The sequence below is a fragment of the Amorphus orientalis genome, from assembly GCF_030814015.1.
GTDB classification, from domain to species: Bacteria; Pseudomonadota; Alphaproteobacteria; order Rhizobiales; family Amorphaceae; genus Amorphus; species Amorphus orientalis.
The window spans coordinates 585160-598519 of record NZ_JAUSUL010000002.1 but is presented as its reverse complement, the minus strand read 5'-3'; the positions used below and the strand labels follow the sequence as shown (position 1 = coordinate 598519).

Below are 13360 nucleotides of genomic sequence, written 5' to 3'. Positions count from 1 at the left end.
CCTACTCCGCCGCCTCCAGAACTACGCGCCTGTCGGTGTCGGCGTTGCCGGGGCCACCTTCCGGTGCCTCGCCGAGCTGGGCGAACAGGGCCGCCCGCTTCTTGTCGGCAGCCTCCATGTTGGCCTGTTTGACCGGCCCGTAGCCCCGGATCTGGTCGGGGATCCGCGCGATCTCGCACAGAAGCCCGTAGTTGGCCGTTCCGAGCTTGTCCATCGCCTGTTCGACATCCGCCACGTAGCGGCGGATCAGGTCCCGTTCCGCCCGGCGCTCGGACGAGTAGCCGAACGGATCGAGCGGCGTGCCGCGCAGGCGCTTCATGCCGGCAAGGACGCGGAACGCGGAGAAGATCCACGGCCCGAACGGACGCTTCTTCGGCCGGCCTGTCGCCGGGTCGGTACGCGACAGGAGCGGCGGCGCCATCATCACCGACAGCCGCCCGGGCTCCTTGAAGGTGTCCTTGAGACGCTCGCGGAACTCGGGCTCGCTATAGAGCCGCGCGACCTCGTACTCGTCCTTGTAGGCCATCACCTTGTAGAGGTTGTCGGCGACGAGGCGGGCGAACCGCATGGCACCCTGACCGCGCTCGGCGTCGGCTTCGCGGGCCCGCTCGACCAGCTTGCGGAAGCGGCGGGCGTAGCCGCGTCCCTGATAGCGCACGAGCTCGGCGGCCAGGAGGTCGATGCGCTCGTCGAGGGTCTCCTCTTCCGGATGCTCCTCCTTCGGCAGTGCCTCGGCGAGCGCGTCCGGATCGGCCGCGGCGATGCGGCCCACGGCGAACGCCTTGAGGTTTTTCTCGACCGCCGCGCCGTTCAGCCGGATCGCGGTCTCGATCGCCTCGAAGGAGAGCGGGATCGCGCCCTTCTGCCACGCGGCACCGGCCAGGATCATGTTGGTGTAGAGCGTATCGCCCATCAGCCGTTCGGCGAGATCGGCCGCATCGACCGGCGTCATCTCGCGGCTGCCGTCCTGGAGCGTCTTCTTCAGCCGCGCCTCCTGGTAGGAGAGCGTCTGCTTCATGACGAACTCCGCCGTCGGCGCCACATGGGTGTTGGCCACCGTGAGCGTGCGGCCGCTGTCGGCAAGGCTCAGCGCATCGGCGGAGCAGCCGACCAGCATGTCGGCGGCCAGAAGCACATCCAGGCTCGCCGTCGGAACCCGCGGCCCCTCGATGTCGCGGCCCTTGGGCGCGAAGCGGACATGGGACGTCACCGGCCCGTTCTTCTGGGCAAGGCCGGTCACGTCGAGGGTGGAGACGTTGATCCCGTCGATGTGCCCGGCCATCGCCAGGACCGCGCCGACGGTGGTCACTCCCATGCCGCCGATGCCCGCGATCAGGAGATTGCGGGTGTCGGTCGGCGCATCGGGGCGCGGCATGGCAATCCTGGAGGCGAGCGCATCGACGTCGATGTGGGCGTCGTCTGCCGTCGCCAGTTCCGCCCCCTCGACCCAGACGAAGGACGGGCAGAAGCCCTTCACGCAGGAATAGTCCTTGTTGCAGCTGGACTGATTGATCCGTCGCTTCTGGCCGAACTCGGTCTCCAGCGGCTCCACCGCGATGCAGTTGGACTGAACCGAGCAGTCGCCGCAGCCCTCGCAGACCCGCGGATTGATGAACAGCCGCTTGTCCGGATCCTCGTAGTCGCCCTTCTTGCGGCGGCGGCGCTTCTCCGCGGCACAGGTCTGGTCGAAGATGATCGCCGACACGCCGGGATATTCCTGCAGCTCCTCCTGGACCCGCATGATCTCGCCGCGGTCGTGCACCGGCGTTCCCGGCGCCAGATCCCGGACGCCCTCGTAGAGATGCGGCCGCTCGGAGAGCACCACGATCTTTTCCACGCCCTCGGCCGCCAGCTGGCGGGAGATCTGCGGAACCGACAGCGGCCCGTCGAACGGCTGGCCGCCGGTCATCGCCACGGCGTCATTGAACAGGATCTTGTAGGTGATCGGCACATTCGCGGCGACGGCCTGGCGGATCGCCAGGATGCCGGAATGGAAATAGGTCCCGTCGCCGAGATTCACGAACATGTGGGTGTCGTTGGAGAACGGCGCCTGACCGACCCAGAGCACGCCCTCTCCGCCCATTGCGATCTGGCCGTCGGTGGTCCGGCCGTTGATCTCCGTCATCGCATGGCAGCCAATGCCCGGCTGGGCGCGCGACCCCTCCGGCACCACGGTGGACGAGGAATGCGGACAGCCCGCGCAGAAATAGGCGGACCGCTGGGCCGCCTCGGCGTGACCGCCGGCCCAAGCGGAACGCATCACGAGCCGCTCGGCGACACCGCGCATGTTGCCGTCTTCCTGGACCTCAGGCACGAAGGCCAGCAGCGCCTCGATGATCTCCTGGGGCTGCAGTTCCAGAAGGTCGGACAGGAACGGCGCGCCGTCCGGGGTCTTCTTGCCCCAGATCCGCGGCCGCTGATCCTCGCTCCAGCCGTAGAGCAGGTCCTTGATCTGCGGCTCCATGAAGGCGCGCTTGTGCTCCAGGACCATCAGCCGGTCGAGGCCGCGGGCGAAGGCGGAGAAGCGCGAGGGCTCCAGCGGCCAGGGCATCGCCACCTTGAAGACGGCGAGACCGATGCGCCTTGCGTGTTCCTCGTCGATCCCGAGCAGCTCGAAGGCCTGGCGCAGGTCGCGGTAGGCCTTGCCGGTCGTCACGATGCCGTAGCGCGGCCGGTGGGACCCGAACGCGACCTTGTCGAGACCGTTGGCGCGCACGAAGGCCTGGGCCGCCGGCAGCTTGTGTTCGCGCAGGACCCGCTCGGTCTCCAGCCGGTTCTTGAGAAGGAGGACCCGGTTGATGTCGGCTTCGGTTCGCGGATCGTGCTCGGAAGGCGTGACGATCGCCAGGCGCTCCGGATCGACCGTCACCAGACCGGAGGAATCCATGCTGTCGGCGAGGCACGGGATCCCGGTCCACAGGCCGGAAAAGCGTGACATGGCAATGCCGTAGAGGCCGTAGTCGAGAACGTCCTGCAGATCCGCCGGATTGAGGAACGGCATCTCGAAGTTGAGCAGCGCGAACTCGCTCTGGGCGGGCAGGATGGAGGACTTGGCCAGATGATCGTCGCCGCACAGCGCCAGACAGCCGCCGAGCGGCGCCGTCCCGGAGGCGTTCGCCTGCTTGAGCGCATCGCTCGCCCTGTCGACGCCGGGCGCCTTGCCGTACCAGATGCCGAAGACGCCCTCGAAGTCGGAGCCTTTTCCGTGCAGGCCCACCTTCTGGGTTCCCCACACCGCCGTCGCGCCGAGTTCCTCGTTCACGCCCGGCTTGAAGACGATGTCGTGGGCTGCGAGCAGCTTCTGGGACCGTCCGAGCTGGGAATCGAGCCCGCCGAGCGGGGAGCCGCGATAGCCGGAATAGAAGCCGCCGGTCCTGTGGCCGCGGGCGCGATCGGCCCTGATCTGATCCAGACCGATTCTCAGAAGCGCCTGAATCCCCGTCATATAGACGGTGCCGCGCTCGAGATCGTACTTGTCGCTCAAGGTAACCGAAGTCGGGTGCGCCGTCATACAGCCTCCCCACATCTCATGATCTGCAAGGAACGCACGAGCCCGCCCATTGGATCCAACCTGGAATGGAGGCAGTCCGAACGTCCCGCCGGATGCAGGCCGCAATCCGGCATTCGTCGAATAAGATCATTCGATTTTACGGGAATTTCTGTGCTATCCTTGCCGAAAGACGACCCCATTTGAGAAGAGTGATCTGGCTTGGCGGCAATTCCGGGAAAAGCGACCCTGGATCCGGGAGATATCCGTGTCCTGAAGATTCTCCAGCGCGACGCCTCCCTCTCCATCGCGGAAATCGCCCGCCAGGCGGGCATGAGCCAGACCCCGTGCTGGCGGCGGATCAAGAAGCTCAAGGAAACCGGCGTCGTGCGCCAGGTCGCCGCGCTGATCGACCGGGAAAAGGTCGGGCTGTCCTTCGTGTCCTATTCGTTCGTGAAGCTATCGATTCCCAGCCGCGAGAATATGGAGGAGTTCGACCGGATGGTGAATCGCTGGCCGGAGGTGGTGATCTGCGAACGCATCACCGGCGCCGTCGACTACCTGCTCAAGATCGTCGCGGACGACATCAAGGACTACGACGACTTCCTGCGCCTGAAGCTGCTCAACAACGATCTGGTGTCGGACGTGCAGTCGCGGATCGTGATCGCGACCGTGAAGGACACGCCGGCGCTGCCGATCCGCGAGGATTGAGCTGGCGGCGAGGAGTGCGGCGACCGGAGGTTGGAGCAAATCCTGGACGCGAAACCGGTGCCCACTTTCGCTGGCGTTGCTCAGAACCGCGCCGGTGAATAGGGAGCCGGATCGACGCACGGGCTCGACCACGTCATCAGCTCGGCAAGCAACCGCCCGGAGATCGGCCCCTGGGTGAAGCCCAGATGGCCGTGGCCGAAATTGAACCAGAGCCCCTTGTGCCGGGGCGCTTCGCCGATGGCCGGAAGGGAATCGGGAAAGCACGGCCGCGCCCCCATCCAGGGCTTTTCCTCCACCGGCTCGCCCAAGGGAAACAGCTCGCGGGCGAGCGGTTCGGCCCGGGCAAGCTGGACCGGCGTCGGCGGCGCATCCCGATCGGCGAATTCGATCCCGCTCGTGATCCGGATGCCATCGAGCATCGGGGTGATCGCGTAGCCGTTGTCCATATCGACGACCGGGCGGCCGAGGCTGGCGTTGCCCTGGGGCCGGTAATGGCGGTGATAGCCGCGCTTCGGCGCGAGCGGCATGCGGTAGCCCAGCGGCCCCAGAAGATCCATCGACCACGGCCCGAGGGCCACGACGACCTGGCCGGCATGGAGCGGCGCCCCGCCCGTCTCGATCTCGAAGCCGCCGTCGGAAAGCGGACGGATCGCGCGCGCCTCGGTCTTCATGTAATGGCCGCCGATGCCGACGAAGTGCTCGGCGTAGCTCTTGGTGACACGGCCGGGGCTGGCCACGCTTTCCGTTTCCGGCCAGAGCACCGCCCGGTAGAAGGCCGGGGACAGGTGGGGCTCGATGTCGCCGGCTTCTTCCGGCGTGAGGATATCGAAGGGCAGCGCGTACCGTTTGGCGCGGGCCAGATGGGCGGTCTGGGCGGCGGCGAAACTCTGCGGCGAGCGGAAGAGCCTCAGCCAGCCGGTCTTGCGAAACAGCGGCTCGACCCCGGACGGCCCCGCCAGACGGTGATGCTCCCGGGCGGCTTCCCGGCTCAGCGCATCGGATGCGGCCGCATAGCGATCGACGGCGGCGGGGGCGGAATTGCGGCTCAGACTGTTCAGCCAGGGCAGAAAGCGTGGCAGGTCGGCCAGCCGGTAGTGGGCGGCGACCTTCCGGTTGAGCGCGAACGGGATGAGGTCCGACAGCCGGCGCGGAACGGTCACCGGGACCAGGCTCTCGCGCTCGATCACCCCCGCATTTCCGTAGGATGTCTCCTCCCCCGGTGCGCGTCGTTCGACGAGGAGAACCGACCGCCCGCGCTCCTGGAGGTGAATCGCCGTCGAGATGCCGACGATGCCGGCCCCGAGGACAATGACGTCCGCGCGTTCGATCATCGGAATTCGGTCCCCCGGTGTGTCGTTTCCCGTCCCTTTATCCATAGTTCGTCAGGAAAAAGCCCATCGCAACCCGCCCGGCGTCAAATCCGCGCGCGGGCGCGAACGCGCGTTCCTCGATTGTCCCCGCCGCACCGCTTTGCTATGGCCCGGCATACCTTTCCTTCGGAGACATCGAGCCACCATGATCCCGCGCTATTCCCGACCCGAAATGACCGAGATCTGGTCGCCCGAGACGAAGTTCCGCATCTGGTTCGAGATCGAGGCCTACGCCGGCGAGGCGCTGGCGGCCGAAGGCGTCATCCCGAAGGAAGCGATCGACAAAGTCTGGGAGCGTGCCGGCAACGCCACCTTCGATGTCGCGCGGATCGACGAGATCGAGCGCGAGGTGAAGCACGACGTCATCGCGTTCCTGACCCATCTGGCGGAAATCGTCGGACCGGAAGCCCGCTTCGTTCACCAGGGCATGACCTCGTCCGACGTGCTCGACACCTGCTTCAACGTGCAGCTCGTCCGCGCCGCCGATCTTCTGCTCGCCGACCTCGACGCACTGCTGGCCGCCCTCAAGCGCCGCGCCTTCGAGCACAAATTCACGCCCACGATCGGGCGCAGCCACGGCATCCACGCCGAGCCGACCACGTTCGGCCTCAAGCTGGCCCAGGCCTACGCCGAGTTCGACCGCTGCCGGGCGCGCCTCGTGGCCGCGCGCGAGGAAGTGGCGACCTGCGCCATTTCCGGCGCGGTGGGAACGTTCGCCAACATCAGCCCGACGGTCGAGGCCTACGTCGCCGAAAAGCTCGGCCTGAAGCCGGAACCGGTCTCCACCCAGGTGATCCCGCGCGACCGGCATGCGGCCTATTTCGCCACGCTCGCCGTGATCGCCTCGTCGGTGGAGCGGCTGGCCACGGAAGTCCGTCACCTTCAGCGCACCGAGGTGCTGGAGGCGGAGGAATTCTTCTCCGAGGGCCAGAAGGGCTCGTCGGCGATGCCCCACAAGCGCAACCCGGTGCTGTCGGAGAACCTGACCGGGCTCGCCCGGATGGTGCGCTCCTACGCGCTGCCGGCCATGGAGAACGTGGCGCTCTGGCACGAGCGCGACATCTCGCATTCCTCGGTGGAGCGCATGATCGGGCCGGATGCGACGGTGACGCTGGACTTCGCCCTCGCCCGTCTGACCGGCGTGGTCGACAAGCTGCTGATCTATCCCGAGAGGATGCAGGCCAACCTCGACCGGCTGGGCGGGCTCGTCCACTCCCAGCGCGTTCTCCTGGCGCTGACCCAGGCCGGCGTGTCGCGCGAAGACGCCTACCGGCTCGTCCAGCGCAACGCCATGCCCGTCTGGCAACAGGGCGGCGACTTCAAGGAGTTGCTCAAGGCCGACGGCGAGGTCACCAGGGCGCTCTCGCCCGAGACGATCGACAGCCTGTTCGACCTCGACCACCATCTTGCGCATGTCGACACCATCTTCGCGCGCGTGTTCGGGCCGGAGGCTGCCGCACGATGAAGGCCGCGAGCGCCGAGCTCCTGATCCTTCCGGGCCTCGGCGGCGGCACGCCGAACCACTGGTACGCGCGCTGGGTGGACAAGCTGACGACGGCGCGCCGGGTCGATCCCTCCGACCCGGAGGCCCCGGACCGGGCGGAGTGGACCGAAAAACTCTCCCGCGAAGTCGCCGAGGCGAAGCGGCCGGTGGTGCTGATCGCCCATTCGCTCGGGACGGTGCTGGCCGTTCAGGCGGCGAAGGAAACCGGGCTTCCGGGCGTCGCCGGTGCCTTTCTCGTCGCGGTGCCGGACCTGGAGCGCGACGACATGCCGGAGGAGGTACGCCCGTTCGGCCCCCTTCCCCGCGATCCGCTGCCCTTTCCCTCCATGGTGGTGGCCAGCCGCAACGACGTCTGGTGCGACTACGAGCGGGCGGAGGAATTCGCCGCGAGCTGGGGCTCGCTGCTGATCGATGCGGGCGACGCGGGCCACCTCAACGATGAAAGCGGCCACGGCCCCTGGCCGGAAGGGCTGTTGCGCTTCGCCATGCTGATGAAGCGGATCGGCTAGAGCAAAATCCCGGGAAAAGTGGGGACCGGTTTTCCGTCGTTTTCCCTCACGCCGAGTTCGCTCCGCTCACCGGCTCCGGGCGGGCGGCCTTCGGCCGGCGGACAGCCCCAGCCTCCGCTCACCCCGGCGAAAGCCGGGGTCCAGGGCAGAAGATCTCAGAGGCTACCATTCGTGGCCCTGGATTCCGGCTTTCGCCGGAATGAGCGGGTAGAGATGCTCCCGATTGTCTCGCGGGCCCGCGCTCGTGAGGCCCCGGACAAGCGGGACCGGCTCAGCTCGGCTTGCGGCCGACGGCCAGCATGGTCATGCCCGGGATCATCGGGCGGACCTCGACGTCCTCGAAGCCGGCGTCGGCGAACGCCCGGGCAAGCCATTCGTTGTCGAGGCTGCGGGCGGTCGGCGTGAAGGCCGTGTGCTGGAGCTGCCAGAGGGCGGCGAGCTTCGGCCCGGTCCGCTCCGCCTCGACGATGAAATCGTGCAGCAGGATGTGGCCGCCCGGCGTCAGCGTGTCGAAGGCCCGGGCGATCAGCCCTTCATGGCTTTCTCCCGGGACGCCGGAAAAGAGATAGGACATCAGGATGGCGTCCTGCGCCATCGGCCACTCGGTCTTCAGTGCATCGCCGTCGACGTAGGCGATCCGGTCGGACAGCCCCGCATCGGCGACATAGGCGCGGCCGAGCGCGGCGACGTTGGGGAAATCCACCACGGTCGCGGACAGGTTCGGGTTCGCCTTGCACAGCGTGATGGCGAAGGCACCGGTGCCACCGCCGACATCGAGCAGCGTCTTCGCCTTCCTGAGGTCCACCGTCTTGGCGAGCCCCCGGGCCGGGCCGAGCGAGCCGGCGTGCTGGCTTTCGGAATAGACCCGCGCCTGCTCGGGATCGGAGAACCAGTCGGCATAGCTGCCGGTGGCGTCGTCCGGCAGGCGGTTGGCGAGCGCCGGCTCGATCTGGTCGAGCAGGCCGTACATCTGCCGGTCGACCTGAAGCCGGAGATAGTCGCCGAAATCATATTTGGCGCCCTTCACCAGAAATGCGGTCGCCGCCGGAGAATTGGCGAAGCGGCCCTCGTCGACGGACACCAGGCTCAGGGATGCCAGCGCCGTCAGCAGCGTGCGGGCGCGCTCGGCGGGCAGCCCCGACGCGTCAGCGACCTCTTCCGCAGTCTTCGCCCCCGTGGACAGGTGGGTGAACACCCCGAAATGCAGCGCGGCAAACAGGGCCTTGGAGCCCATGAAGCCGAACGCGATGTCGGAGATTTCTTCGGCGGAGGTGAGAAGGGTCATCGGGGGCCTTTGTCGCAGTTGTCGTTTCCGGGACAAGGATAGCCCGTTTGCGACGCCCACGGCCACTGTTGCAGTGCAAAAACCCGAGAAAACCCGGCTAAGCTCTTATTCCGAAGGCTCGATTCGGCCGTCGGTTCCGACCCAGCCATGGGCGGAGATGTCGAAAACGACGCCTTCCGGGTCCTTGTATTTGCGTTCGGCGTTGCCCTTCTTGGAGCCGGTGAGCTCGAAGAAGAACCGGCCGCCGGCCGCCTCGACCCGCTTCTCGTACTCGGCCACGTCGTCGACCTGGATGCCGAAATGGTTCAGCCCGGCCATCCGGTCGAGCTCTTCCTCCGACTTGTCGGAGAAGTGCAGCAGCGCGAGGTTCACCACGCCGTCGCTCAGATAGTTGGCAGTGCCCGTGCCAATCGTCTCCGAATCGATGAACTCAAGGCCGAAGACGGATTTGTAGAACTCCGTCATCCGGTCGAGGTCGCGAACGACGATGGCGAAGTGGCGCAGGCGCGGCATGAGGGACCCTCCGTTCGCTGCCGTCCGGTCTCCGGCAGGATGATTGTTTGCACCATCCTAGAGGCGCGGACGAAGCCGGGTCAGAGGGCGTTTTGCGGGTGGAACGGGCGCCGGCAACGGACGTCGGATGAACGTTCGGGGTGCGTGTCGTACTCGGTCCAGTCCGGCGGACGCCGGGCCTAGGGCCACGGACCGCAGCATCCGCATCGTGCCGCCCTGGACTCCCGCCTTCGCGGGAGTGAGCGGAAATTGGGGCGGGCGCCGCGACTCCCCTTGCATGGGGCCTTTCCATCCTGCCCCCAACACCGCGCGCCCGCACGCCGGCCGGTTACGAGGCGCACAGCGCAGCGACGGGCATTTTCGACTTCGACATCCGCTCACCCGGGCGAAAGCCGGGGTCCAAGGCGGGTTTCTCCCAAGCCGCCCGCATGGCCCTGGATTCCGGCTTTCGCCGGAATGAGCGGGGGATGGGTGTGGCGCCGCGGCTTTTCTCCATTCCCCAGCAAAGCCTTCACCGCAAATCCCGGACGGAAAACCGGTGCCCACTTTTCCTGGGATTTGGCTTTCCACCCCGCAAATCCCGGACGGAAAACCGGTGCCCACTTTTCCTGGGATATGCTCAGCCGCCGATCTTGGAAAAGTCGGCGACGGCGGCGGTGGCGGCCGGGATGGCGCTCAGAAGCTTCAGCCGGTTCTCGCGCACGGCCGGGTCGTCGGCGTTGACGAGGATGGTGTCGAAGAAAGCGTCGACCGGCGCGCGGAGCGTGGAGAGCGCCTCCATGGCGGCCTCGAAATCCTCCGCTGCGACGGCCGCTGACGCCTTGGCGCGGGCGGCGTCGACGGCCTCGGAAAGCGCCCTCTCCTCCGCTTCCTGGAACAGGGCCGGGTCCGGTGCGCCCTCGAACGTGCGGCCGTCCTTCTTTTCCTCCGCCCGCAGGATGTTGGCGGCGCGCTTGTAGCCGGCCAGCAGGTTGCCGCCGTCCTCGGTCCCAAGGAATGCCGTCAGCGCCTCGATCCGGCGCACGATCAGCACCAGATCATCTGAGGCGCCTTCACCCTCCAACACGGCATCGACAAGATCGTGGCGCGCGCCCTGGTCGCGGAGCTGGACCTTCAGCCGGTCGATGAAGAAGGAAAGAAGATCGTCCGTCAGGTTGTCGACCGCCTCGGCGTTGCCGGCCGAACCCGGCGCAGGAGATCCATCGCCGGCGATGGCGAGCAGGCTCGCAACCGGGTCGGAGAGCATCTCGGCCAACCGCAGCCGCAGCCCGTTCTCCAGGACGATCCGGATGACGCCCAGCGCCGCACGGCGCAGCGCGTACGGGTCCTTGGAGCCGGTCGGCTTCTCGTCGAGCGCCCAGAACGACACCAGCAGGTCGAGCTTGTCGGCGAGCGCCACGGCAATCGAGACCGGCGCGGTCGGCACGCTGTCGGACGGGCCGACCGGCTTGTAGTGTTCCTCGATCGCAGCCGCGATGGCCGGATCGACGCCTTGGGCCTCGGCGTAGCGGCGGCCGACATAGCCCTGCAGCTCCGGGAACTCGCCGACCATGCCGGTGACGAGATCGGCCTTGGCGAGGCGGGCGGCCTGTTCGGCCTGTTCCGGATCGGCGCCGACGATCGGAGCCAGCGCCTTCGCCAGCGCCGCCAGCCGTTCCACGCGCTCCGCCTGGCTGCCCAGACGCTCGTGGAAGGTGACGGATGCGAGCTTTTCCGCGTGCCTGGCGAGCGGGGTCGCGAGATCGGTCTTCCAGAAGAATTCCGCGTCCGACAGGCGCGCCCGCACGACCCGCTCGTTGCCGGCCACGATCTGGACCCCATTGTCGGGGGCCTCGATGTTGGAGGTCAGCACGAAGGCGTTGGTCAGGCTGCCGCTCGCCGCATCGCGCAGCACGAAACACTTCTGGTTCTCGCGGATGGTGAGCCGGATCACCTCGTCCGGCAGCGCCAGGAATTTCTCGTCGAACCGGCCGACCAGCACTACCGGCCACTCGACCAGCCCGGCGACCTCTTCAAGCAGGCCCGCATCCTCGACCAGCTCGGCATTGAGCGCGAGCGCGCGGTCCTTGGCGTCGTGCTCGATGATCGCCTTGCGCCGGTCGAGATCCAGCACGACCTTCGCCGCCTCCAGCTTGGCGACGTAGTCGTCCATCCGCCGCACCGTGATCGGCGCCGGAGCCAGAAAACGGTGGCCGTACGTCTGATCGCCCGAGGTGATGTCGCCGACCTCGAACCGGATCACCTCCGGCTCCTCGTTCTCGGTCCCGAAGGTGCAGACGATCGAATGCAGCGGCCGCACCCAGCGCAGCGATCCGGGCTCGGACGACGCCGCCCCCCAGCGCATGGATTTCGGCCAGGGGAACTTGCGCACAACCTCGGGCATCAGCTCCGCGATCACCTCGGTGGCGTCGCGGCCCGGGGTCACGATCCGGGCCTGATAGAAATCGCCCTTCTTGGGATCGCTGACGATTTCCGCCTCGTCGACGGAGGCGAGCCCCGCCGCCCGCAGGAAGCCCTCCAGCGCCTTTTCCGGCGCGCCGACGCGCGGCCCCTTGCGCAGCTCCGACTTTTCCGGTGAACGGCCGGGCAGCCCCATGACGTGCAGACACAGCCGGCGCGGCGTCGCCGTCGCCATCGCGCCCTCGTAGACGAGACCCGCGTCCACGAGACCGTTGGTCACGAGGGAGCGCAGGTCGTCGGCGGCGCGGCGCTGCATGCGCGCGGGAATTTCCTCGGAGAAGAGTTCGAGCAGGAGTTCGGGCATGGATGGACACGATGTGCTGGAAGCGGAAACGTGACCGGCAACACAGCCGATCCCTGGCGCCGGACATAAACCGAGTTGACCTGCGAGGCCAGAGGCTCACCGGCGTCCCGCCTCGCAGACGCCGCTTTTGCCGCCTCAACTCCCCTGCGGAGTGACCGGGCGGTGGGGATCGGGGATCCGTGGAGGAGGACTACCATGACACCGACGCTTGCCGGGCCTGCCCGTACCGCCCTTGCGACGGCCGCGTTTCTCGCGGCGCTCGTGCCCCATGCGATGGCTCAGGATGTGGAGGGCGCGAAGGACCATCCGCTGCTGGGGCGCTACGAGGGGGCGACCATCACCTACTACACGCAGACGGCCTATGACGAGCTCCGCCTGCCGGCCGCGAAGATCACCCGCGCCAACGTCAAGGATCCCGGTTCCTGGCAGATCGACCTGTCCGGCCGCGTCACCCGGATCCGGTTCGAGGGGCCTCCCGGGCGATCGCCGCTCGAGGTGATGCGGAACTACCAGAAGGCGCTCGAGCAAAAGGGCTTCGAGATCCGGTATTTCTGCCGCGAGGCGGAGTGCGCCGAGGGCAGCCTCGCGGATATCTGGGATGCCGGCCGCGGCAAGATCGGCCTCACCACCAACTGGAACACATCGATCTACATGCTGGCGCAGCGCACCGAAGGCGGCCAGAAGGACACGATCGGTCTGCTTGCGGTCGAAACCGGGGGCAATCTCGCACGCGAACCGCAGATCGCCGCCACCATCGTCGAAGGCGAGGCGATGGAAACCGACAAGATCACCGTCGTGGAAGCCAGCGAGATGGAGCAGGCCATCGCCCGGGACGGCCGGATCGCGATCTACGGCATCCAGTTCGACTTCGACAAAGCCGACCTGAAGCCCGAGTCACAGCCGCAGATCGACCAGCTCGGCGCCCTTCTGAGCGACAATCCCGAGATGGAGATCCTGATCGTCGGCCATACCGACGGACAAGGATCCATGGGCTACAATCTCGAGCTCTCCCAGGCCCGGGCTCAGGCCGTCGCCGCCCGCCTGTCATCCGGCTACGGGATCGATCAGGGCCGGATGACGGCCGCCGGCGCCGGCATGATGGCGCCGGTCGCCTCCAACCGGACGGAAGACGGTCGGGCCAAGAACCGGCGGGTCGAGATCGTGGAGATCTATCGGCAGGAATGACCTTCGAAAGCATGTCCCTTTCGATCGCAACA

9 protein-coding genes are annotated in these 13360 nt (G+C 67.4%); 4 read left to right on the top strand and 5 right to left on the bottom strand.

Annotation, left to right across the window (positions count from 1 at the left end):
* Position 1: 1 nt before the first annotated feature.
* A complete protein-coding gene (locus tag J2S73_RS10530; RefSeq protein ID WP_306885480.1) occupies positions 2-3511 on the bottom strand; it encodes an indolepyruvate ferredoxin oxidoreductase family protein in 3510 nt (1169 codons plus the stop codon).
* Between the two features lie 198 nt (positions 3512-3709).
* Between J2S73_RS10530 and J2S73_RS10525 the strand changes: the two genes are divergently transcribed.
* Complete coding sequence (locus J2S73_RS10525; protein ID WP_306885479.1) at positions 3710-4198, top strand: Lrp/AsnC family transcriptional regulator; 489 nt, start codon at positions 3710-3712, stop codon at positions 4196-4198.
* Positions 4199-4278: 80 nt separating this feature from the next.
* Here the strand turns inward: J2S73_RS10525 and J2S73_RS10520 are convergent, their stop codons facing one another.
* Positions 4279-5529, bottom strand: a complete 1251-nt coding sequence (locus tag J2S73_RS10520) for an NAD(P)/FAD-dependent oxidoreductase (protein ID WP_306885478.1) — start codon at positions 5527-5529, stop codon at positions 4279-4281.
* A gap of 184 nt (positions 5530-5713) precedes the next feature.
* Here J2S73_RS10520 and purB point away from each other — a divergent pair, with 184 nt between their 5' ends.
* Entirely contained in the window at positions 5714-7033 is a 1320-nt protein-coding gene (gene purB / locus J2S73_RS10515) for an adenylosuccinate lyase (protein ID WP_306885477.1), read from the top strand.
* Complete coding sequence (locus J2S73_RS10510; RefSeq protein ID WP_306885476.1) at positions 7030-7581, top strand: RBBP9/YdeN family alpha/beta hydrolase; 552 nt, start codon at positions 7030-7032, stop codon at positions 7579-7581. The genes purB and J2S73_RS10510 overlap by 4 nt, the downstream gene beginning before the upstream one ends.
* A gap of 271 nt (positions 7582-7852) precedes the next feature.
* Here J2S73_RS10510 and J2S73_RS10505 read toward each other — a convergent pair whose 3' ends face one another.
* From J2S73_RS10505 to glyS, 3 genes are all read right to left on the bottom strand, one after another.
* Positions 7853-8866: a methyltransferase gene (locus tag J2S73_RS10505; protein ID WP_306885475.1), complete on the bottom strand. Its 1014-nt coding sequence runs from the start codon at positions 8864-8866 to the stop codon at positions 7853-7855.
* A gap of 105 nt (positions 8867-8971) precedes the next feature.
* Positions 8972-9379 carry a VOC family protein gene (locus J2S73_RS10500; protein ID WP_306885474.1) on the bottom strand — a complete coding sequence of 136 codons (408 nt, stop codon included), beginning with the start codon at positions 9377-9379 and terminating at the stop codon, positions 8972-8974.
* 619 nt (positions 9380-9998) lie between these two features.
* Positions 9999-12143, bottom strand: coding sequence for a glycine--tRNA ligase subunit beta (glyS, locus tag J2S73_RS10495; RefSeq protein WP_306885473.1), 2145 nt, complete (start codon positions 12141-12143; stop codon positions 9999-10001).
* A gap of 195 nt (positions 12144-12338) precedes the next feature.
* Between glyS and J2S73_RS10490 the strand changes: the two genes are divergently transcribed.
* On the top strand, positions 12339-13328 hold the full coding sequence (locus J2S73_RS10490) for an OmpA family protein (RefSeq protein WP_306885472.1): 990 nt from the start codon (positions 12339-12341) through the stop codon (positions 13326-13328).
* The last annotated feature ends 32 nt before the right edge of the window (positions 13329-13360 follow it).

Coding starts and splice junctions, on each gene's coding strand:
- J2S73_RS10530 (WP_306885480.1), bottom strand. CDS start 3,511: ATGACGGCGCACCCGACTTCGGTTACCTTGAGCGACAAGTACGATCTC.
- J2S73_RS10520 (WP_306885478.1), bottom strand. CDS start 5,529: ATGATCGAACGCGCGGACGTCATTGTCCTCGGGGCCGGCATCGTCGGC.
- purB (WP_306885477.1), top strand. CDS start 5,714: ATGATCCCGCGCTATTCCCGACCCGAAATGACCGAGATCTGGTCGCCC.
- J2S73_RS10510 (WP_306885476.1), top strand. CDS start 7,030: ATGAAGGCCGCGAGCGCCGAGCTCCTGATCCTTCCGGGCCTCGGCGGC.
- J2S73_RS10505 (WP_306885475.1), bottom strand. CDS start 8,866: ATGACCCTTCTCACCTCCGCCGAAGAAATCTCCGACATCGCGTTCGGC.
- J2S73_RS10500 (WP_306885474.1), bottom strand. CDS start 9,379: ATGCCGCGCCTGCGCCACTTCGCCATCGTCGTTCGCGACCTCGACCGG.
- glyS (WP_306885473.1), bottom strand. CDS start 12,143: ATGCCCGAACTCCTGCTCGAACTCTTCTCCGAGGAAATTCCCGCGCGC.
- J2S73_RS10490 (WP_306885472.1), top strand. CDS start 12,339: ATGACACCGACGCTTGCCGGGCCTGCCCGTACCGCCCTTGCGACGGCC.